This is a genomic window from Achromobacter sp. Bel (genome assembly GCF_012928505.1).
Taxonomy (GTDB): domain Bacteria; phylum Pseudomonadota; class Gammaproteobacteria; order Burkholderiales; family Burkholderiaceae_B; genus Achromobacter.
In genome coordinates, this window is sequence record NZ_JABBJN010000047.1 from 19,177 (window position 1) to 40,137 (window position 20,961).

Consider the following 20,961-nt stretch of genomic DNA (forward strand, 5'->3'; position numbering starts at 1 on the left):
TAATAGCCTGGATCTATGACCAGGGTGCTGTCATTGTCCTGTTGGACCGGTCAGCGCGCCGCAGGTTCAGTGGCCGTGGCCTGCGCCACCGCAGGCGGGGCATGCTGCTGCGAGCCCAGGAACAAGCGCGGGTCCAGCGGCTGTCCGGCAAGGCGGACTTCAAAGTGCAGGTGCGGACCCGTCGAACGGCCCGAACTGCCCACGCGCGCCACTTGCTGGCCGCGGTCCACCAATTGCCCCTGCTTGACCAGCAGTGATGACGCGTGCGCATAACGCGTGATCAAGCCGTCGCCATGGTCGATCTCGACCATATTGCCGAAGCCCGGCTGGAACTTGGCTTCCAGCACCACGCCGCCCGAAGCCGCCAGGATCGGCGTGCCCGATGGAGCCGCGAAATCCAGCCCCTCATGCATGGCCGTACGGCCCGTCACCGGGTTGCGGCGCCAGCCGTAAGAAGAACTTAGGTAGGGGTAGTCGGTGATCGGCATGGCGGTGGGCATGCGCGCCTGGTCCGCCGACCGCTTGGTCAGCGCCGCGTCCAGCAATTTCAGGTTGTCGGACTGCTGCGACAGCCGCGCCTGGATTTCATCCAATTGGCGGCCCAGCGCTTCGGCCGATGCCGCGCTGGGCGGCGGGTGGTCAGTGAACAGGTCGTCCATGACCTGGGTGGCTTCGGGCTGGGTCAGCGCTTCGGGCTGCGCCACAGCCAATTGCTTGGCCAGTTCCGGGTCGGTATAGGCCACGCCCGCCACCTTGGCCACACGTTGGCCCAATCCGTCGATGCTGACCAGCTTGGCCTGCAACGCGCCCACCTTGGCGGCCAGCAGGTTCATGTTTCCACGCAGGAAATCGGTGTCACGCCCCGGTTGTCCGCCCAATGGCCAGCCCACGGTCTGGACGGTGGGCAGCATCGGAGTGAGGTATCGTTGTAGTGCGGCGCCGAAGATGGCTGCCGTGACGAGCGCGGCCCCTAGAAACAACGCCAGTCGCGCGCCTCCCAGGGTGAAATGCCCGTCCCGCCCGTCGCGGGCGTGCATAATCACGATTTTCAAGGTTGCTTCCTAATTCTTTAGAGCCGGGATGAATAGACCTGCTTCAACCCGTCAACGTTCCAGTTCCAGCCGGCGGAAAGAAAATACCGCACTGGGATGGCTGGGTCATGACATGCGAGGCGCCGGGGTACTGGCGACTGCCCGCAAGCACTTACAAATTCAGTATGCGGTGGCGGCGGTTCTGCCCGCCCCGCTGGGTGCTGTCTGCCAGGTGGGGAAACTGGAAAACCAGTGCCTGCATCTGGTGGTGCCCAGTGCCGCCCATGCCGCCAAGATGCGTCAATTGGCGCCGCGCATCGCGCGAACCTTGGCAGACCAAGGCTGGAACCTTAACGAAATTGCCGTCAAGGTACAAGCGGGGTTACCGAAGCCCGGTGCCCGTCAGCCGCGCCCTCCCAAAGAGGCGCAGCCCTTGGGGGACAAAGCGCTGGGAGCCTTCGAGACGCTGCGTGACAACTTGCGCCCCGGCCCGTTGGCCGACGCGGTCGCCAAGCTCTTGAGGCATCACAAGAGTAGCTGAATCGATCCAGCTCTGTCCGGCGCCAGAGGCGCCCGGAAACGAAGCGAAACCAAGTTTTCGGGCAGATAGCCCAATGGTTTGCAACCGGATGGCGACTTTTTCTCGGAAGGATGGCAACCCGCGCCATCCTTAAGCAGGAACCTGAACCGGTCCGGGAACGGGCCCTGGCATTCAGGTTCGGGGACAGACTGGCGTCAGGCCAGCTTCCACTCGTGGCGGAACGCCTGAGGCGCCTCTGCCTGTGATTCATAGGTGACCAGTTCCCAGGCGTCTTGCTGAGCAAGCAGCGCGCGGGCCAACTGGTTGTTCAGACCGTGGCCCGATTTGCACGCCACATAGCGCGCCACCAAAGGCTTGCCCAACAGATACAGGTCGCCGATGGCGTCCAGGATCTTGTGCTTCACGAATTCGTCGTCGTAACGCAGCCCGTCGCTGTTCAGCACGCGGTACTCGTCCATGACAATGGCGTTGTCCAGGCTGCCGCCGCGGGCCAGGCCCATCGAACGCAAGGCTTCCACTTCGTTCACGAACCCGAAAGTGCGCGCACGGGCGATCTCGCGCACATACGAGTGCGTCGCGAAATCGATCTCGGCGAAATTGGCCGTGGAATCGATGGCGGGATGGCGGAAGTCAATCGAGAACGCCAGTGCGTAGCCCTCATGGGGTTCCAGGCGGGCCCATTTCTCGTTGCGGCCTTCCCCTTCGCGCACTTCCACCGTCTTCTTGACGCGGATGAATTGCTTGGGCGCGTTCTGCTCGACGATGCCCGCCGAGCGCAACAGATAAACGAACGTTGCCGCACTGCCGTCCATGATAGGGACTTCTTCGGCAGTGAGGTCGATATGCAGGTTGTCGATCCCCAGGCCGGCCAGCGCCGACATGAGGTGTTCCACCGTGGAGACGCGGACGTTGCCCTGTTGCAGGACGGACGCCATGCGCGTATCGCCCACACCAGTGGCTTGCGCGGGCAGGTCGACGACCTGCGGCAGGTCCACGCGGTGGAAAACGATGCCAGTATTGGGTTGTGCCGGACGCAGGGTGAGTTCTACCCGCCGTCCGGAGTGGACGCCGACGCCTGTCGTGCGGACTAGATTCTGAATGCTGCGCTGTCGGAACATGAGACTTGGGTGTTAGAGCCAGGAAGCCGGCACGAAGAGAACAGATTGCCGGCGTAACTGACGTATTGTAACGCTGTCCGACCCTTGACGCCATCAGCGCGCAGGATCGACCGATACCTCCGTCCCTTATTAGAACCGTGCAAGGGAAACACGGACCGCTCCGCCTCCGGCTTGCCCGCGGGGACAGGCAAGCCGGAGATGAGGGAGTGCGTTCAGAGCCTGTAGAAGGCTCTTTGGTTCAATCCGCCTGCTTGCGCAGGAATGCCGGGATGTCGAAATGATCCATGCCCGAGCTTTCCAGCGCACGCACCTGGGCAGACGCCTGGCTGCGCGGATTGCGCATGACCGACGGCATGTCCAGATTGCGGTAATCGCCACCTTGGCCGGCCGGCATCGTGCCCATGGGCATGTTGTCGGTACCGGTGCGGAGCACTTCAGCGGTGTTCTGGACCAGTTGCGGACGCGCTTGCGCACGGCCCAGGCCCGTTGCCACCACGGTCACGCGCAGGTTTTCACCCATCGTCTCGTCGTAGGCGGTGCCGAAGATCACGGTCGCGTCGTCCGAAGCGTAGCTGCGGATCGTTTCCATGATTTCGCGCGTTTCGCGCATCTTCAGCGAGCGGCTGGCGGTGATGTTGACCAGCACGCCGCGAGCGCCGTTCAGGTCCACGCCTTCCAGCAGCGGGCAAGCGATGGCGTGCTCGGCGGCGACGCGTGCGCGGTCTGCGCCCGACGCCGATGCCGTGCCCATCATGGCCTGGCCTTGCTCGCCCATGATCGTCTTGACGTCTTCGAAGTCGACGTTGACGTTGCCTTCGACGTTGATGATTTCGGCGATGCCCGCGCACGCGTTGTGCAGGATATCGTCGGCCGAACGGAAGCAGTCTTCCTGCGTCGCGTCCTCGTCCATCAGTTCATACAGGTTCTCGTTGAGCACCACGATGAGCGAATGCACGTGCTTGGCCAATTCCGAGATACCGTCCTCGGCCATCTTCAGGCGCTTGTTGCCTTCAAACGTGAAGGGCTTGGTGACCACGCCTACGGTCAGGATGCCCAGTTCCTTCGCCACCTCGGCCACGACCGGACCCGCGCCGGTGCCGGTGCCACCGCCCATGCCGGCGGTGATGAAGACCATGTGCGCGCCATTCAGCGCGGCACGGATCTCCTCGCGCGCGGTTTCAGCCGACGCACGTCCCTGCTCGGGCTTGGCGCCCGCGCCCAGGCCGGTACGGCCCAGACGAATCTGCACCGGGGCATTGGTTGCCGCCAGCGCTTGCGCATCGGTGTTTGCGCAGATGAAATCCACGCCATGCACGCCGTTGCGAATCATGTGCGCGACGGCATTGCCGCCCGCACCGCCCACACCAACGACCTTGATTACGGTCCCTTTGGTGTTGTTCTCAAGCATCTCAAAGTTCATCATGATGACTCCCTCACAAGTCCGATTTTGCAAATCACAAAAATTCCCCAACAGCCTATCTTTTGTGAATCGCCTCAAAGCCGACGCCGACTACATAGGTCCGCTACGGGTTTGAGACGCCTCCTCTTTCTGGCGTGCCCCGCAATACCGCCGCGAGTCACGCCAAGGAGCAGGCCCCAACCTGCACCCTTTAATTCATAAACCATTCCTTCATGCGCGCCAGCAGACTCTTGAAATTGCCCGTCTGCGCCGCGACCTTGCGGCCTCGCACGCGTTGCATGCGCGCTTCCTGCAGCAAGCCCATCACCGTCGAGAAGCGCGGATTACGCATCACGTCGGCCAGGCTGCCTTCGTATTCGGGGACCGCCACGCGCACCGGTTTCAGGAACACGTCTTCGGCCAGTTCGATCATGCCGGGCAACTGCGCCGACCCGCCGGTCAGGACCACGCCCGACGCCAGCAGATCTTCATAGCCGGAATCGCGCACGACCTGCTGCACCAGCGTGAACAGTTCTTCCACGCGCGGCTCGATCACGGCGCCCAGCGCCTGGCGCTTGACCTGGCGCGGGCCGCGGTCACCCAGGCCCGGCACTTCCACGGACTCGTCGGGGCTGGCCAGCACCTGCTTGGCCACGCCGTAGCGCAGCTTGATTTCTTCGGCGTCCGGCGTCGGCGTGCGCAACATGGCCGCGATGTCGTTGGTGATCTGGTCGCCGGCGATCGGCAGCACGGCGGTGTGGCGGATCGCCCCGCCGGTGAAGATGGCGACATCGGTCGTGCCGCCGCCGATGTCGACCAGCACGACGCCCAGCTCTTTCTCGTCGGCGGTCAGCACGGCCAGGCTGGAGGCCAGCGGTTGCAGGATCAGGTCCTGCACTTCCAGGCCACAGCGGCGCACGCACTTCACGATGTTCTGCGCGGCGCTGACCGCGCCCGTCACGATGTGCACGCGCACTTCCAGGCGCAGGCCGCTCATGCCGATAGGCTCGCGGATGTCTTCCTGGCCGTCGACGATGAATTCCTGGGTCAGCACATGCAGCACCTGCTGGTCCGTCGGGATGTTCACCGCCTTGGCGGTCTCGATGACGCGGGCGACGTCGGTGGCGGTGACTTCCTTGTCCTTCACAGCGACCATGCCGCTGGAGTTGAAGCTGCGGATATGGCTGCCGGCAATGCCGGTGTAGACGTCGCGAATCTTGCAATCTGCCATCAGCTCGGCTTCTTCAAGCGCGCGCTGAATCGAATTCACAGTGGTCTCGATGTTGACGACCACGCCCTTGCGCATGCCGCGCGATTCGTGCTGGCCAAGGCCGAGCACTTCGAATCGCCCTTCGGGCAAAATTTCAGCCACCACAGCCACCACCTTGCTGGTGCCGATATCGAGGGCGACGATAAGGTCCTTGATGTCACGGGTCATGGCGTTAGCGTTTCTTGGGAGGTTTCGGTGTGGATTTGGATTTGGCTTCCGACGCGGGCAACGGGGCCAGCGCCAGGGCGAAACCATTGGGATAGCGCAGGTCGGCCTGCGTGATGGTGCGCCCTTCCAGGCGCCCCGACACGGCGGGCCACGCCTGCACAAAGCGTTGAATACGAGCCGCGAACGGCAGCGCGCCGGGCAAGCCATGCGGATCCGGCGCATCGGCGCCCGGATCGCGGCCCAGGTCCAGCATCATGCCGTTGGACAGCACGACGCGCCAGGCGTAGCGCGGGCTCAGTTCCAACTGTTTGACATGCATGTCCAGCGGCGCGAACCAGCGCGCCAATTCGGCGTAGCGCTGCACGACCAGCGGCTCGGTGCCCTCGGGTCCGGAGAACTGCGGCAGTACGGTTTCGTCGTCCACCTCGCCCGTGTTCGCCGTGAACGCTTCGCCCCAGGTGTTGATCATCTGGTTCTCGTTCCACAGCGCCAGAGGCTGCTGTTCCTCGATGCGGACGCGCAGCACATTGGGCCAGATCCGGCGCACGGTGGCATGACGCACCCACGGCACCGATTCGAAGATCTCGCGCGCGTCGTCCAGGTCCACCGTGAAGAAGTTGCCCTTGAAGCGGCCGGCAATCGCTGCCCGCACCGCCCCCGGCGACACATAGTGCAGCTCGGTGTCCGGCATGGATTCCAGCTCGATCGCCGACAGCGTGAAGAACGGGCGCTGCGCTACCCACACCACGCCCGCCAGGAGCATGGCGCAAACCGCCAGCACGGCTAGCGTGTTGGCGATCAGGTTGGTAGTGCGAGCGTCGTTCCACACGGATTATCCAGGTCAAGCGTTACGGGAGACGCCGTGCACTTTGCACGAGGCCTCGGACAGAATCGCCACGCACAGGTCGGCGTAGCTGATCCCCACGGCCTTCGCGGCCATGGGCACCAAAGAATGGCTGGTCATGCCAGGCGAGGTATTCAATTCAAGCAGCCAAGGGCGGTTGTCGCGGTCCAGCATGAAGTCGGCGCGGCCCCAGCCTTCGCAACCCAGCGCGCGATAGGCTTTGACGGCGATCGCGGAGACTTCCTCGGCCACTTCGGGCGGCAAGGTGGCCGGGCAGAAGTACTGCGTGTCGTCCGAGAAATACTTGTGTTCGTAGTCGTAGTTACCGCCGGGCGCCGCGATCTCGATCACGGGCAGCGCGCGCGCGGCCTTGCCGGAACCCAGCACCGCCACGGTCAGCTCGCGGCCGATAATGAACTGCTCGGCCAACACTTCGCTGTCGAAGCGGGCGGCTGCGGCATAGGCCTCTTTCATGTCCGAATAGCCCACCACCTTGGTGATGCCGACGGTCGAGCCTTCATGCGGCGGCTTGATGATCAGCGGCAGGCTCAGGCGATCAGGCACCAGGCGCAGTTCCGTATCGGCATCCAGCACTTCGAAGTCGGGCGTGGGCAGGCCATGCTGCAGCAACACGCGCTTGGTCATGGTCTTGTCCATGGCCAGCGCCGAGGCCATCGGGCCGCTGCCGGTATAGGGGATGCCCAGCAGTTCCAAGGCGCCCTGGATCGTGCCGTCTTCGCCATAGCGGCCATGCAGGGCGATGAACACGCGGTCGAACCCTTCCGCGGCCAGCTCTGCCAGGCTGCGTTCGCCCGTATCGAACAGGTGCGCGTCCACGCCGGCGCTTGCCAGCGCCTGCTGCACACCCTTGCCGGACATCAGCGAGACTTCGCGTTCCGCGGAACGGCCGCCGTACAGGACACCCACTTTGCCGAATTGCGTGCTCATGCCAGTTCTCCCACTTGGGCCGGGACTTTGCTGATCGACCCCGCACCCATCACAATCACCACGTCGCCGTCCCGCACGAAATCCACCACGGCTTGGGGCAGTTCGGCCACATCTTCGACAAAAACCGGTTCCACCTTGCCGGCGACGCGCAACGCACGCGACAGGGCGCGGCCGTCGGCTGCCACCAGGGGCGGTTCGCCGGCGGCATAGACCTCGGTCAACAGCACGGCGTCCGCCGTACCCAGCACGCGCACGAAATCTTCAAAGCAATCCCGCGTCCGCGTGTAGCGGTGCGGCTGGAACGCCAGCACGATGCGGCGGTCGGGCCATGCGCCGCGCGCCGCCGCCAGGGTGGCCGCCATTTCAACCGGGTGATGGCCGTAGTCGTCGATCACCGTGAACGTGCCACCGCCATGGCTGGCCGGCACGGGGAATTCGCCTGTTTGCGTGAAGCGGCGGCCTACGCCCTTGAACGCGGCCAGCGCATCGCAGATCGCTTCGTCGGCCACGCCCAGCTCGGTCGCCACGGCGATCGCGGCCAGCGCATTGCGCACGTTGTGCAGACCGGGCAGGTTCAGTTCCACCTGCAACGGCGGCAGCAGTGTTTCTCGGTGCGTGCGCTGCACGTTGAAGCGCATGCGCGTGCCTTCCGGATGCACTTCATAGGCGCGCACCTGCGCGTCTTCATTCAAACCGTAAGTCGTGATGGGACGCGACACGAACGGCATGATCTCGCGCACGTTGGCGTCGTCCGAACACAGCACGGCGCTGCCGTAGAACGGCAGGCGCTGCGTGAACTCGATGAATGCGCTTTTCAAGCGCGCCACATCGTGGCCATAGGTGTCCATGTGGTCGGCGTCGATGTTGGTCACGATGGCCATCACCGGCAGCAGGTTCAGGAACGACGCGTCGGACTCGTCGGCCTCGACCACGATGTAATCGCCCTGCCCCAGCCGCGCGTTGGCGCCGGCCGAATTCAGGCGGCCGCCGATCACGAAGGTGGGGTCCAGATCTCCAGCGGCAAGCACGCTGGCCACCAGGCTGGTGGTCGTGGTCTTGCCGTGCGTGCCGGCCACGGCGATGCCGCGCTTCAGGCGCATCAGCTCGGCCAACATGATGGCACGCGGCACCACCGGGATGCGCGATGCGCGGGCCGCGATCACTTCGGGGTTGTCGCCCGCCACGGCGGTGGACGTGACGATGGCGCCCGCGCCCGTGACATTGCTGGCCACATGGCCGATCGCGATCTTCACGCCCAGGCCCGCCAGGCGGCGCGTCACGGCGGACTCGTGCAGGTCGGACCCGCTGATCGTGTAGCCCAGGTTGAGCAGCACTTCGGCAATGCCGCTCATGCCCGAGCCGCCGATGCCTACGAAATGGATATGTTGAATTCTATGTTTCATGATGAACGCCCCGCTGCTTGTTCACAGACGTCGGCGATATGAGCCGCCGCTTCCGGGTGCGCGTGGGCGCGAGCCCGGACGGCGACGGCTTCCAGTTCTTGTCGGGAACGCTGGGCGAGCCAGTCCGCCAGCCACTCGGGCGTCAAGGCGGTCTGCGGCTGCAGCCAAGCGGCCTCGGCGTCGCTCAGGAAGCGCGCGTTGGCGGTCTGGTGGTCATCGATGGCATGCGGGAACGGCACGAACAGCGCCGCGACGCCCGCTGCAGCCACTTCGGACACCGTCATGGCGCCTGCGCGGCAGATCAGCAGATCCGCATCGCCCATGGCACCCGCCATGTCATCGATGAACGCGCGGCAATCGGCCTGGACGCCCGCCTGGGCGTAGGCCTGCTGCAGCGCGGGCAAATGTTGTTCGCCGGCCTGGTGGATGACCACCGGGCGGCTGTCCTGCGGCAGGCGCGCCAGCGCCTGCGGAACGGTTGTGTTCAAGGCTTGCGCGCCCAGGCTGCCGCCCACGACCAGCACGCGCAGCGGGCCGGTGCGGCCGGCATAGCGCACGGCCGGATCCGGCAGCGCGCAAAGGTCCGCGCGCACGGGGTTGCCCATGGCTTCGCCCTTGGGCAGCACGCCGGGGAACCCGCTCAGCACGCGGCGCGACATCTTGGCCAGGCACTTGTTCGCGGTGCCCGCCACGGCGTTCTGTTCATGCACGACCAGCGGCGTGCCGCGCAACACGGCAATCACCCCGCCCGGAAAGGCCACGTAGCCGCCCATCCCCAGCACCACGTCCGGCCGCACGTCGGACAGCCGCGACCATGCTTGCGCAAAAGCGCGCAACAGCAGGAACGGCAGTTTCAGCAGCGCCGATGCGCCCTTGCCGCGCACGCCCTGGAAACGCAGCGGCACCAGTTCGATGCCGCGCGGCGGTACCAGCTTGCCTTCCATCTTGTCGGGATTGCCCAGCCACAGCACGCGCCAGCCGCGTTCGCGCAGCACATCGGCCACGGCCAGGCCGGGCATGATGTGCCCGCCGGTGCCGCCAGCCATGATCAGGATGGTGCGGGCCGCGGTCATACCCGTCCCCCACGCATCATGACGCGGTTTTCCACATCCACCCGGATCAGCATGGCCAGGGCGCACAGGTTCATCACCACGCCCGAACCGCCATAGCTCATCAGCGGCAAGGTCAGGCCCTTGGTGGGCAGCAGCCCCAGGCACACGCCCATGTTGATGAATGACTGCACGCCGAACCACATGGCCACGCCATGCGCGACCAGGCCCGCGAACGTGCGTTCCATGGCAATGGCCTGGCGGCCGATGTCGAAACCGCGATAGACGATGATGGCGAACAGCGTGATCACCAGCATGACGCCGGCAAAACCCAGTTCTTCGCCTACCACCGCCATCAGGAAGTCGGTGTGCGCTTCGGGCAGGTAATGCAGCTTTTCCACGCTGGCGCCCAGCCCAACGCCCAGCCACTCGCCGCGACCCAGTGCGATCAGCGAGTGCGACAGCTGATAGGCGCTGCCGTAGGCGTTGTCTTCGTTCCAGGGGTCCAGATAGGCGAACAGGCGCGCGCGGCGCCACGGCGACAGCCAGATCAGCATCAGGAACGTGCTGACCAGCACGCCCAGCAGGCTGCTGAAATACTTGCCGTTGATGCCGCCCAGGAACAGGATGCCGATGGCGATCGCCACGATCACCATGAAGGCGCCCAGGTCCGGCTCCAGCAGCAGCAGCATGCCCACGCCGGCCAGCGCGAAAGCCATCGGCAGGAAGCCGCGGGCGAACGCCTGCATGTGTTCCTGTTTGCGCACGGTGTAATCGGCCGCGTAGAGCAGCGCGGCCAGCTTCATCAATTCGGACGGCTGGAAGTTCAGCGGGCCCAGCGGAATCCAGCGGTGGGCGCCATTGACCTCGCGGCCGATGCCGGGGATCAACACCGCGACCAGCAAGATCATCGCCACCACGAACAACGGCACGGCCATGCGTTGCCAGACGCGGATCGGGATCGCCAGCACCACGGCGCCGGCAAGCAGCCCGGCGCTGACGAACAGGCCGTGGCGGATCACGAAGTAGTAGCGCCCATAGGACGCGTAACGCGGGCCGTCGGCCAGCGCGATCGACGCCGAATACACCATCAGCAAGCCAAGCAGCAGCAACGTCGACGCCGCGATGACCAGCGGCAGATCGAAGTTGCGCATCTTGGTACGGCCGGGCCGTACGGCATTGACGCTGGCGGTGAGGTCGGCGATCAGGCTCATGCCACCTCTCCACGGTCGCGGGCCAGGTCATCGACCTCTTCCACGAACACCTGCCCGCGGTGCGGGTAGTTGCGGAACATGTCCAGGCTTGCGCAGGCGGGCGACAGCAGCACGGCGTCGCCGGGCTGCGCCAGTTCCGCCGCGCCGCGCACGGCGTCATGCAGCGAACCGACGGTGACGCAGTTGACACCGGTCGAGGCCAGCACGCGGCCGATCTCGGGCCCGTCCACGCCGATCAGCATCACGGCGCGCGCGTGGCGCGATACCACCGGGATCAACGGCGAGAAGTCCTGGCCCTTGCCCTGGCCACCCGCGATCAGCACCACGGGTTGCCCCAGGCCTTCCAGCGCGGCGACGGTGGCGCCCACGTTGGTGCCTTTGCTGTCGTTGATGTAGTCGACGCCGCCGATCTGACGCACGAACGCCGCGCGATGCGGTTCGCCGGCGTATTCGCGCAGCGTGCGCAGCATGGCGCCCCAGCCCAGGTCCAGGCAGCGCGCCAACTGCAACGCGGCCAGCGCATTCAAAGCGTTGTGGATGCCGCGGATGCGCAAGGCGTCCACCGGCATCAGCCGGCTCATGCGGCCGTTGGCGCGCACCGGTTCGGGTGCGTCCTTCTTCCTGCGCACGGGCGGCGCGGGCTCATCGAAATCGACGGGTTCAGCGGCGACCAGCCAGGCCACGCCCTGCCCCAGTTCCAGGCCCATGTCGCCCACCAGTTCCGGCATGTCGCGGCCGAAGGTGCGCACGTTCAGCGCATTCACGGTCTGCACCATGCGCACGGTCAGCGGATCGTCGCGGTTGACGATGGCGATGCGCGCCATCTTCAGCAGGCGCGCCTTGGCCGCCGCATACGCGTCCATGCCGCCGTGCCAGTCCAGATGGTCCTGCGTGACGTTCAGCACGACGGCCGCGTCGGCCATCAGCGAACGCGTCGTTTCCAATTGGAAGCTGGACAACTCCAGCACCCAGACCTGCGGCAACGCGTCGTTGTCCAGCGCGTCGATCAGCGCCGTCAACGCGGCGGGGCTGATATTGCCGGCCGCCACGACCGACAAGCCACTGGCGTCGATCAGGTCGCGCGTCAGCGCGGTCACGGTGGTCTTGCCGTTGGTGCCCGTCACCGCCAGCAGGCGGGGACGGTACTCGCGCGTCTCGGCCAGGTCGGCCAGCGCGCGTGCAAACAATTCGATTTCGCCGACGACTTCGATGCCGCGGGCCTCGGCCTCACGCAGCAGGTCGGCGGCAGGCGGCAGGGTCGGCGCCAGGCCGGGACTCAGCACGACCTGATCCACGCCATCCAGCAACGCCGTATCGAAGGACACGTCGCAACCCAGGCGGTATTCCACATCGCTTTGCGCCAGCGCATCGCGCAGCGCCGCCAATCCGCCCGGCTCGGCGCGCGTGTCGGCCACGCGCAAGCGGGCGCCCAGGCGGGCGCACCAGCGTGCGGCGGCGACACCCGTCTCGCCCAATCCGAGGATCAGGACGAGCGGCGCGTCAGCGCGGGAGGTTTCCATCGTATTCATCGCAACTTCAGGGTTGAGAGGCCAATCAGCACCAGCATCATGCTGATGATCCAGAAACGCACGACCACCTGGGTTTCTTTCCAGCCGCCCACTTCAAAGTGATGATGCAACGGCGCCATGCGGAAGATGCGTCTACCTGTTCCATAACGTCGCTTCGTGTACTTGAACCAGGTCACCTGGATCATCACCGACAGCGTTTCCACCACGAACACGCCGCCCATGATGAACAGCACGATTTCCTGGCGCACGATGACCGCGATGGTGCCCAGCGCGCCGCCCAGCGCCAGCGCGCCAACGTCGCCCATGAACACCTGGGCCGGATACGCGTTGAACCATAAAAATGCCAACCCCGCGCCCCCGATCGCCGCGCACAGCACCATCAATTCAGAGGCGCCGGGGATATACGGAAACAACAGGTACTTGGAATAGTCCACGCGACCGACCACGTAGGCGAAGATGCCCAGCGCGCTGCCCACCATCACGGTCGGCATGATCGCCAACCCGTCCAGACCGTCAGTGAGGTTCACGGCGTTGCTGGTGCCCACGATCACGGCCCAGGTCAGCGCGACAAAGCCCAGCACGCCCAACGGATAGCTCACCGATTTGAAGAACGGCACGATCAAGTCGGCACGCGTCGGCAATGCCATCGTGAAGCCGCTGCCGACCCAGGCCTTGAACAGCGGCCACAGTTCGGTATTGGCGGGCGCCGACACCGCGAATGCCAGGTACACCGCGGCGATCATGCCGATGGTGGCCTGCCAGAAGAACTTCTGCCGGGCGGGCATGCCCTCGGGATCGCGATAGACGACCTTGCGGTAATCGTCGCGCCAGCCGATCCAGCCGAAACCGAACGTCACCAGCAGCACCACCCACACGAAGCGGTTGGTCCAATCCGCCCACAGCAAGGTGCTGATGGCGATCGAAATCAGGATCAGCACGCCGCCCATTGTGGGGGTGCCGGTCTTGACCAGATGCGTCTCCGGACCGTACGAACGCACGGCCTGGCCAATCTTCATCTCGGTCAACTTGCGGATCACACGCGGACCGGCGACGAGACCGATCAGCAACGCCGTCGCGCACGCCAGCACGGCGCGCAACGTGATGTATTCGAACACGCCCAGCGCGCGCACATCATCGGAAAGCAGGCGGGCGATCTCAAGCAGCATGGTGTTCTCCCTGCCCCTTGGCCACCTGTCCGTCATTCAAAGAAAAAGCCGTCACAACCCGCTCCATGCGCATAAAACGCGATCCCTTTACCAATACGCAGGACGCGCGCAAACCGCGCAAGGCGGCAACCACTTCGTCTACCGATGCGCAGGCGTGCGCGCCAGCTCCGAACGCGGCCACGGCCGCCCGGCTGGCTTCACCTAGCGTGATCAACGCGTCAAGCCCTTGCTCGCGCGCGTAAATGCCCGCCTCGGCATGCAAGGCGGGACCGTTGTCCCCGATTTCACCCATGTCGCCCAACACCAGGACACGCTTGCCGGCCATGCGGCCCAGCACGTCGATGGCCACACGAACCGAATCGGGGTTGGCATTGTAGGTGTCATCGATAAGCAACGTTCCGTCACTCATTTGCTTGTGCTGCATGCGGCCCGCGACGGGGACAAAACCCGCCAAGGCGCGAACGGCGCTGTCCAGCGGCACCCCCGCCGCGATGGCGCTGGCGATCGCGGCCAGCGCATTGCGCAGGTTGTGCAAACCGGGCACCGGCAGGGACAGATCTGCCGTTCCCACGGGCGTCACGACGCGGCAGCGCGTGGCGCTCACGTCGGCAAGAATGTTTTCCGCGTACACGTCCAGGCCAGGCTGCAGGCCAAAACGCAGCACGCGGCGCGGTTCGGCCAGCGCGTCCCAGATCGCGCAATACGGTTCGTCACCCGGGTACACGGCGATGCCGTCATCTGGCAGGGCCGCGATCGCGGCGCCGTTCTCGTGCGCCACCGCTTCCACGGTGTGCATGAACTCCTGGTGCTCACGCTGCGCGTTCGTCACCAACGTGACCGTCGGCGCAGCCATGGCGGCCAACTGCGCGATTTCGCCCGGGTGATTCATGCCCAGTTCGAATACGGCCGCGCGGTGCTCGGGACGCAAGCGCAGCAGCGTCAGCGGCACGCCGATATCGTTGTTCAGGTTGCCTGCGGTGGCCAATCGGCCCGCCTCGCCCCGCCATTCGGCCAGCATGGCCGAAATCATTTCCTTGGTGGTCGTCTTGCCGTTGCTGCCCGTCACCGCCACGACCGGCAGCGAGAACTGTGAACGCCACGCCGCGCCGATGCGCATCAGCGCCACGCGGGTATCGCCCAACACCAGTTGCGGCAGTTTCGCGTCGCCGACGGCATGCGCCACGACCGCCGCGCAAGCGCCGCGGCTTTCGGCCTGATCCAGATAGTTGTGCGCGTCGAAGTTCTCGCCAACCAGCGCCACGAACAATTCGCCCGCGCCGATGCGGCGGGTGTCGGTGGACACACCCTTGACCTGCGGCAGCAGCAACGCCAGGCGCGCCCATTCGCGATCGTCGAAAGGCAGCTTTTCGCCCCCGATGTCTTGATAGGTTTCGTGCCCCTTGCCGGCCAACAGCACCACGTCTTCGGGCAATGCAGCCCAGATCGTCTGCATGATGGCGCGTGCGCGGTCGACCTGGACATCGGCCTGCGCCGCTTCCGGGATGCCGGCCAATATCTGTTCCACGATCGCTTCCGGCGATTCCGTGCGCGGATTATCGCTGGACACTACCACGTGATCGGCCAGTTCGGCCGCGATGCGGCCCATTTCCGGGCGCTTGCCCGGATCGCGTTCGCCGCCGCAGCCGAACAGGCAGATCAGGCGGCCGGAGCGGGCAACCGCCACCGCGCGCAAGGCCGTCAGGGCACGCGACAACGCATCCGGCGTGTGCGCGTAATCGACCACCACCAGCGGGCCGCGGCCCGCATGGGCCTGGGTCGTGACCGGCACCGTTTCCACGGTTTGCAGCCGGCCGTCCACCGGGTCCGTCGCGGCCAACTCCCGTGCGATTTGCGCAAAGGGCAAGCCCAGCTTGTACAGCACGCCAGCCACCAGCAACAGGTTCGACACGTTGTGCGCGCCCAGCAGGCGCGTCACAATCTGGGCTTCGCCATGCGGCGATACCAACGTGAAAATCTGGCCTTGGGATGTGGCCTGGAGATCACGCGCACGCATCGCGGCCGGGATCTCGGGCGCATCGCTCAGGCTGTAGCCCATCGCCCCCGTACCGGCGGGCAGGCTGGCGATCAGCCGGCGTCCCGCCGCGTCGTCGGCATTGACAATGGCGGCCGTCAGGCCCGGCCAGCGGAACAGGCGGGCCTTGGCGGCCTCGTAGTGTTCCATCGTGCCGTGGTAATCAAGATGGTCGCGCGTCAGGTTCGTGAACGCGGCCAGCGCGATGCGCACGCCGTCAAGGCGGCCCTGTTCGATACCGATCGACGACGCTTCCATGGCCACCGCCTTCGCGCCGGCGTCGCGCATCGCGGCCAGCGTGCGGTGCACGGTCAGAACGTCTGGCGTCGTCAAGTCGCCGCCCAGCGTACGGCCGTCGGGCAACACGGCGCCCAGGGTGCCGATGGTGCCGCAAGGCTTGTCGTTGCGGCTCAGCGCATGCGCGATCCACTGCACCGACGAGGTCTTGCCGTTGGTGCCCGTTACCGCCACCACCGCCAGCGCGGCGGACGGACGGCCGTACCAGGTATCGGCCAACTCGCCCAGCAAGGCGCGCAGGCCGGTCACCGGCAACATCGGCACATCGACGCCGGCGGCCTGGATGGCCTCGCGGGTCGGGGCTTCGAACAACACGGCGCTGGCGCCCAACGCCAACGCCTTATCTATATAGAGACGTCCGTCGCTGGACAGGCCCGGGCAGGCGACGAACACGTCGCCCGGCTCGATATCGCGCGAGTCCAGCTTCAGGTGCGCCGTCAACGAGACGCGCGCATGCAACCACGCCACGGTTTCGGCAACCGTGGCGACAGGGTGGGAGAGGAAGCCTTTGGCGCTCATCTGCCTGGCTCCTTGAGACCAGCAACAATCGTGGATTCAAAAGGCGCGTCCGGCCGCACCCCCATCAGCCTCAGGCTCCCCCCCACGATATGGGAGAACACGGGCGCAGCGATCGCGCCGCCGTAATAACCGCCGACCGTCGGTTCGTCGATGGACACGGCCACCACGATCTTCGGGTCCGACACCGGAGCGAAGCCCACATAGGAGCTCCGATAACGCTGCATGCTGTACTTGCCGTCGACGATCTTGCGCGCGGTGCCGCTCTTGCCCGCCACGCGATAACCCTGCACCTGGGCCGCCTTCGTGCCTTCGGGGCCGGCGGCGGCTTCAAGCATCGCGCGCACCATGGCAGTGGTCTTCGGCGTATAGATCTTGACGCTGGTGGGATCGCTGTCGCGCTTGACCAGCGTCAGCGACACCATGTCTCCGTTGCGGGCAAAGACGGTGTAGGCCCGCGCCACCTGCAGCAACGACACGGAAAGGCCGTAGCCATAGGCCATCGTCGCCTTCTCGATCAGGCGCCAGCGGTCCCACGGACGCAGGCGGCCGGGCGCCGCGCCGGGGAATCCCACTTGAGGGGCCTGGCCCAGGCCCAATTCGGTGAAGCGGTCCCACATCTCGCGGGATTCCAGCTTCTCGGAGATCATGGTCATGCCGATGTTGCTGGATTTGCGCAGCACGCCGGCCACGTCCAACGTGCCGTTGCGGCTCACGTCGCTGATCGTGCTGCCCTGATAGGTGAAGCGGCCGTTGCCGGTTTCGAACAGCGTCGACGTCGTAATGCGGCCCAGGTCCAGCGCCAGTGCAGCGGTGAACGGCTTCATGATCGAGCCTGGCTCGAACGTATCGGTGATGGCCTGGTTGCGTAGTTTGGACCCGTGGAAGCTCTCGCGCTTGTTCGGATCGAAGGTCGGCACGTTGGCCAGCGCCAGAATCTCGCCCGTATGCACGTCCACGACCACGGCGGTGGCACCCTTGGCCTGGTGCTTGTCCATGGCGTCCTTCAATTCCTTGAACACCAGGTACTGCAAACGGGTATCGATGGACAGGCGCAAGTCGCGGCCGTCCACCGGCAAGGTCACTGCCTGCACGTCCTCGATGACCCGACCCAGCCGGTCCTTGATGACGCGGCGGCTGCCGGGCCGGCCCTGCAACTGTTGGTTAAACGTCAGTTCGACGCCTTCCTGGCCCTGGTCTTCGACGCTATTGAAACCCACCACGTGGGCCATCACGTCGCCGTCCGGGTAGTAGCGGCGGGTCTCGGGCTGCTGATGCACGCCAGCCATGCCCAGCTGTTTGATCTTGTCGGCCACGTCCATCGGGACCTGGCGCTTCAGGTAGACGAAGTTCTTGTCTTCGTCTACCAGGCGGTGGCGCAAGTCGGCCACCGGCATTTCCAGCAGCTTGGCCAGCGTATCCATCTGCGCGGGCGTGCCCTGCTTGGCATCTTCCGGAATGGCCCAGATGGCGCGCGCCGGCACGCTGGAGGCCAGTACCGCGCCGTTGCGGTCCATGATCTTGCCGCGCGTGGCTGCCAGCGTCAGCGTACGTTCATAGCGGCGCTCACCCTGCTGCTGCAGGAACTCCGTCGACAGCCCTTGCAGGAAGAGCGCCCGGCCCGCCAGCACCGTAAACCCGCCAAACAGCAGGATCAGCACCAAGCGCGCGCGCCAGGTGGGCAATTGCCCACGCAGCACGGGGTTGTCGAAGAAGGGGACGCGTTTCATTGCGCGCCTCCGGGAGTGGAGACGGGCGCTTGATTCAGGTACAGCGTGCGGTCCGGAACGATGGGGATCATCTTCAGGCCGTCACGGGCAATCACATCGACCCGCGCGTTGCGGGCGAGTTCGGCGCGGTCAAGCTGCAGCCGGCGCCAGTTGGTTTCCAGGTCGCGTTCCTGAGCCTGATCACGTCCCAGCTCTACAAACAGCTGGCGCGACTGATACCGGCTGGTGACCAGGGAAATGGCCGACAGCATCAGTAAAGCCGCAATGATCAGGTTGACACGACCCATTAGCGCCGCCCTCCCTTGCCGCCGCGGCGAGGCGGCGGGGCCAGGTCGCTGCCAGGCAGCGAGCCGATCTTCACGAACGCGAAGCCGCCCTCGGCGGGCAGCGGCGTTTCGGTACGCTCGGCGACGCGCAAGACAGCGGAGCGGGCACGGGCATTGCCCGAGACCTCGTCGTCTTCCGCCTGGACACGACCCAGGGAGCGCAGGACCGGTTGGGGCATTTCGCTTTCGCGCAGCGGCAGGCGCGCATGCGCGGCGGCCGGCCGAGCCGCCGCCACGATGCACTGCTTGACCATGCGGTCTTCAAGCGAATGAAAGCTGATCACCGCCAACCTCCCCCCTGGGGCGAGCAGGTCTAGAGCTGCCGCGAGGGTGCGCGCGAGCTCTTCGAGTTCCCGATTGATGTAAATCCGTAAAGCTTGAAAGGTGCGTGTGGCCGGATGCTGCCCCTTTTCGCGCGTGCGGACGGCGCTGGCGACGCACTCGGCAAGCTCGAGCGTGGTGCGCAGCGGCCTTGTTGCGCGGCGAGCAGCAATCGCCTTTGCAACCTGAAAAGCAAACCGTTCTTCGCCATAATCCGCTATGACCTCCCGCATCTCATCCACACTGGCTTGCGCCAGCCAATCCGCCACCGTGGGACCACGAGTGGTGTCCATCCGCATATCGAGCGGGCCATCTCGCATGAACGAGAAACCGCGCTCGGCATCATCAATCTGAGGCGACGACACGCCCAGATCCAGCATCACGCCATCGACCTTGCCGATGCCGAGCTGCTCCAACTCTTCAGCCATGGTGGCAAAGCCCCCATGAATAACCGTGACCCGGGGGTCCGTCGCCGCCAACGCATGGGCGACGGCGATCGCCTCGGGGTCCTTGTCGAACACCACCAGCCGCGCGTCCTTGCCCAAGCGCCCGAGCAGTTCGCGACTGTGCCCGCCCCGGCCGAAAGTGCCGTCGACAAACACGCCGCGTTCCGCCCGCGTAGCCGTATCCGGCTCGGTCTGCGTGTGCGACCGTGTCGCGCCCTTGCCCCCGAAGTCGGGCAGCAGTAGTGCGTCCACCGTCGGCTCCAGCAGAACGGGCCGATGTTCGAATTCCATAGATTGTTCAGAACGAAAACTGATTCAACACATCCGGCATACCCTTGGCCAAGTCCTCAGCCTCGCGGCTGGCCAGGGTAGCGGCGTCCCACAGCTCGAAGTGCGCGCCCAGACCGAGCAGCATCACATCGCGCGTCATACCGGAAGCGTTGCGCAGTTCAGGAGCGATCAGGACCCGGCCGGAGCCATCCAGTTCCACGTCCTGAGCGTTGCCGAGCAACAGCCGCTGCAACGCACGAGCCGTCATGGGAAAGGCGGCGATTTGCTCGCGCTTCTTTTCCCACTCCGGCCGCGGGTACACCAGCAAGCAGCCGTCGGGGTGGCGGGTCAGGGTCAGCCGGCCATCGGCCTGCGACATGAGCGCGTCACGATGCCGGGTCGGGATCGAGATCCGCCCCTTGGCATCCAGCGTGAGCGCGCTGCTTCCCTGAAACACCACTTTTACCCCACTTAATTGCACAATTTCCTACTATTTCCCACTCTACGGTATGGCACAGGGGCGGTCAAGCGCGTGGTTGCAATTTTTTCAATCACAACAAGGACTTAGGCCAATATGTAAAACCGCAAAAAGAAAAACCTCCTAATAAATCAGGAGGTTGCGGCACACACTACAAGTCCTTCTTCAGAAGTAGCGCCTAAGGATGACTTTGCATTGTTTTACGAAGGGCCGTATCGCCCGTTCTGGCGAGGCTTCCCGCCCGACGCGCCGCCCGGGGCCATCAAAAAAATGGCGCAGCCGGTTCTGCCGGCCAGAGGCCGGTGCGGCCAGGCTCCGGGCCTGGCCAACTCGCGAGTGGGAATTCGATGCAAGACGGGTCTATAGGCCGGATTCTGTACACCAGGTTTCCCTGGCGGACGATCATTCCTCTGCGCGGATCATTGCTGAGCCGCTCTAGCCACCTACCCGCATGCTTGGACGGAGCCGCCCTTCGCGACCCGAGGGCCGCACGCATGCCTATTTGATGTTGCTCCGGGTAGAGGTTGCCGCGTTTCACCCTGCGACGCCGCCCTTCGTTGCCGAATGGCGCGATACGGAGATGGCCGTATCTGTGCGTGCAAGCACGCCCGCTTCGCAGTCTCGTCTCTGTGGCCCTATTCCTCAACCGCGCCCGAAGACGCGGCCGGACGGCCGTTAGCCGTTACCCTGCCCTATGGAGTCCGGACCTTCCTCGATGGATTCGCATCCACCGCGATCGCCCGACCCGCCTTGCGGTTCGTATTCTATTACAGGTCGCGACTCTGTCCCCGGAGCCTGCGCCGAACGGATGCGCCGACCCGCCGCAAACGGGCTTGCGGGGTTCCTGCGACAATACGCCCTGATC

Annotated in this window: 17 protein-coding genes and 1 other RNA gene; 1 reads left to right on the plus strand and 17 read right to left on the minus strand. The window is 65.3% G+C overall.

Annotation, left to right across the window (positions count from 1 at the left end; translation table 11 throughout):
• Window positions 1–50: 50 nt before the first annotated feature.
• Complete coding sequence (locus tag HG262_RS23590) at window positions 51–1,037, minus strand: M23 family metallopeptidase (protein WP_169273352.1); 987 nt, start codon at window positions 1,035–1,037, stop codon at window positions 51–53.
• Window positions 1,038–1,164: 127 nt separating this feature from the next.
• On the opposite strand from HG262_RS23590, the gene HG262_RS23595 reads away from it, so the two are divergent.
• Complete coding sequence (locus tag HG262_RS23595) at window positions 1,165–1,572, plus strand: DciA family protein (RefSeq protein ID WP_169273353.1); 408 nt, start codon at window positions 1,165–1,167, stop codon at window positions 1,570–1,572.
• Between the two features lie 194 nt (window positions 1,573–1,766).
• On the opposite strand, the gene lpxC is transcribed toward HG262_RS23595, so the two are convergent.
• The 16 genes from lpxC to rnpB form a co-directional block, all read right to left on the minus strand.
• Complete coding sequence (lpxC, locus tag HG262_RS23600; protein WP_006226269.1) at window positions 1,767–2,690, minus strand: UDP-3-O-acyl-N-acetylglucosamine deacetylase; 924 nt, start codon at window positions 2,688–2,690, stop codon at window positions 1,767–1,769.
• A 238-nt stretch (window positions 2,691–2,928) separates the two neighbouring features.
• Window positions 2,929–4,113, minus strand: a complete 1,185-nt coding sequence (gene ftsZ, locus HG262_RS23605) for a cell division protein FtsZ (protein ID WP_035213763.1) — start codon at window positions 4,111–4,113, stop codon at window positions 2,929–2,931.
• A gap of 187 nt (window positions 4,114–4,300) precedes the next feature.
• Complete coding sequence (ftsA, locus tag HG262_RS23610) at window positions 4,301–5,527, minus strand: cell division protein FtsA (RefSeq protein ID WP_006217473.1); 1,227 nt, start codon at window positions 5,525–5,527, stop codon at window positions 4,301–4,303.
• Between the two features lie 4 nt (window positions 5,528–5,531).
• Window positions 5,532–6,356 (minus strand): cell division protein FtsQ/DivIB, encoded by an 825-nt coding sequence (locus HG262_RS23615; RefSeq protein ID WP_169273337.1) that lies wholly within the window; start codon window positions 6,354–6,356, stop codon window positions 5,532–5,534.
• Window positions 6,357–6,368: 12 nt separating this feature from the next.
• Window positions 6,369–7,319, minus strand: coding sequence for a D-alanine--D-alanine ligase (locus HG262_RS23620; protein ID WP_169273338.1), 951 nt, complete (start codon window positions 7,317–7,319; stop codon window positions 6,369–6,371).
• A complete protein-coding gene (murC, locus tag HG262_RS23625) occupies window positions 7,316–8,722 on the minus strand; it encodes a UDP-N-acetylmuramate--L-alanine ligase (RefSeq protein ID WP_169273339.1) in 1,407 nt (468 codons plus the stop codon). The genes HG262_RS23620 and murC overlap by 4 nt, the downstream gene beginning before the upstream one ends.
• Window positions 8,719–9,795 (minus strand): undecaprenyldiphospho-muramoylpentapeptide beta-N-acetylglucosaminyltransferase, encoded by a 1,077-nt coding sequence (murG, locus tag HG262_RS23630; RefSeq protein ID WP_169273340.1) that lies wholly within the window; start codon window positions 9,793–9,795, stop codon window positions 8,719–8,721. Before murG ends, murC begins: the two co-directional genes overlap by 4 nt.
• A complete protein-coding gene (gene ftsW, locus HG262_RS23635; protein ID WP_169273341.1) occupies window positions 9,792–10,985 on the minus strand; it encodes a putative lipid II flippase FtsW in 1,194 nt (397 codons plus the stop codon). The genes murG and ftsW overlap by 4 nt, the downstream gene beginning before the upstream one ends.
• Window positions 10,982–12,514, minus strand: coding sequence for a UDP-N-acetylmuramoyl-L-alanine--D-glutamate ligase (murD, locus tag HG262_RS23640; RefSeq protein ID WP_169273342.1), 1,533 nt, complete (start codon window positions 12,512–12,514; stop codon window positions 10,982–10,984). The genes ftsW and murD overlap by 4 nt, the downstream gene beginning before the upstream one ends.
• Window positions 12,511–13,680, minus strand: a complete 1,170-nt coding sequence (gene mraY, locus HG262_RS23645; RefSeq protein WP_105555524.1) for a phospho-N-acetylmuramoyl-pentapeptide-transferase — start codon at window positions 13,678–13,680, stop codon at window positions 12,511–12,513. The genes murD and mraY overlap by 4 nt, the downstream gene beginning before the upstream one ends.
• Complete coding sequence (gene murF, locus HG262_RS23650) at window positions 13,670–16,528, minus strand: bifunctional UDP-N-acetylmuramoyl-L-alanyl-D-glutamate--2,6-diaminopimelate ligase MurE/UDP-N-acetylmuramoyl-tripeptide--D-alanyl-D-alanine ligase MurF (protein ID WP_169273343.1); 2,859 nt, start codon at window positions 16,526–16,528, stop codon at window positions 13,670–13,672. Before murF ends, mraY begins: the two co-directional genes overlap by 11 nt.
• A complete protein-coding gene (locus tag HG262_RS23655) occupies window positions 16,525–18,255 on the minus strand; it encodes a penicillin-binding protein 2 (protein WP_169273344.1) in 1,731 nt (576 codons plus the stop codon). The genes murF and HG262_RS23655 overlap by 4 nt, the downstream gene beginning before the upstream one ends.
• Window positions 18,252–18,542, minus strand: a complete 291-nt coding sequence (gene ftsL, locus HG262_RS23660; protein WP_169273345.1) for a cell division protein FtsL — start codon at window positions 18,540–18,542, stop codon at window positions 18,252–18,254. Before ftsL ends, HG262_RS23655 begins: the two co-directional genes overlap by 4 nt.
• A complete protein-coding gene (gene rsmH, locus HG262_RS23665) occupies window positions 18,542–19,639 on the minus strand; it encodes a 16S rRNA (cytosine(1402)-N(4))-methyltransferase RsmH (RefSeq protein ID WP_169273346.1) in 1,098 nt (365 codons plus the stop codon). The genes ftsL and rsmH overlap by 1 nt, the downstream gene beginning before the upstream one ends.
• 7 nt (window positions 19,640–19,646) lie before the next feature.
• Complete coding sequence (gene mraZ, locus HG262_RS23670) at window positions 19,647–20,075, minus strand: division/cell wall cluster transcriptional repressor MraZ (RefSeq protein ID WP_006226256.1); 429 nt, start codon at window positions 20,073–20,075, stop codon at window positions 19,647–19,649.
• Window positions 20,076–20,443: 368 nt separating this feature from the next.
• An RNA gene (gene rnpB, locus HG262_RS23675) (RNase P RNA component class A) lies at window positions 20,444–20,848 on the minus strand.
• Window positions 20,849–20,961: the final 113 nt, after the last annotated feature.

Excerpts from the sequence above, each read along its gene's own strand:
- HG262_RS23590 (WP_169273352.1), bottom strand. The coding sequence starts at position 1,037 with ATGCACGCCCGCGACGGGCGGGACGGGCATTTCACCCTGGGAGGCGCG.
- HG262_RS23595 (WP_169273353.1), top strand. The coding sequence starts at position 1,165 with ATGCGAGGCGCCGGGGTACTGGCGACTGCCCGCAAGCACTTACAAATT.
- lpxC (WP_006226269.1), bottom strand. The coding sequence starts at position 2,690 with ATGTTCCGACAGCGCAGCATTCAGAATCTAGTCCGCACGACAGGCGTC.
- ftsZ (WP_035213763.1), bottom strand. The coding sequence starts at position 4,113 with ATGATGAACTTTGAGATGCTTGAGAACAACACCAAAGGGACCGTAATC.
- ftsA (WP_006217473.1), bottom strand. The coding sequence starts at position 5,527 with ATGACCCGTGACATCAAGGACCTTATCGTCGCCCTCGATATCGGCACC.
- HG262_RS23620 (WP_169273338.1), bottom strand. The coding sequence starts at position 7,319 with ATGAGCACGCAATTCGGCAAAGTGGGTGTCCTGTACGGCGGCCGTTCC.
- murC (WP_169273339.1), bottom strand. The coding sequence starts at position 8,722 with ATGAAACATAGAATTCAACATATCCATTTCGTAGGCATCGGCGGCTCG.
- murG (WP_169273340.1), bottom strand. The coding sequence starts at position 9,795 with ATGACCGCGGCCCGCACCATCCTGATCATGGCTGGCGGCACCGGCGGG.
- ftsW (WP_169273341.1), bottom strand. The coding sequence starts at position 10,985 with ATGAGCCTGATCGCCGACCTCACCGCCAGCGTCAATGCCGTACGGCCC.
- murD (WP_169273342.1), bottom strand. The coding sequence starts at position 12,514 with ATGAATACGATGGAAACCTCCCGCGCTGACGCGCCGCTCGTCCTGATC.
- mraY (WP_105555524.1), bottom strand. The coding sequence starts at position 13,680 with ATGCTGCTTGAGATCGCCCGCCTGCTTTCCGATGATGTGCGCGCGCTG.
- murF (WP_169273343.1), bottom strand. The coding sequence starts at position 16,528 with ATGAGCGCCAAAGGCTTCCTCTCCCACCCTGTCGCCACGGTTGCCGAA.
- HG262_RS23655 (WP_169273344.1), bottom strand. The coding sequence starts at position 18,255 with ATGAAACGCGTCCCCTTCTTCGACAACCCCGTGCTGCGTGGGCAATTG.
- ftsL (WP_169273345.1), bottom strand. The coding sequence starts at position 18,542 with ATGGGTCGTGTCAACCTGATCATTGCGGCTTTACTGATGCTGTCGGCC.
- rsmH (WP_169273346.1), bottom strand. The coding sequence starts at position 19,639 with ATGGAATTCGAACATCGGCCCGTTCTGCTGGAGCCGACGGTGGACGCA.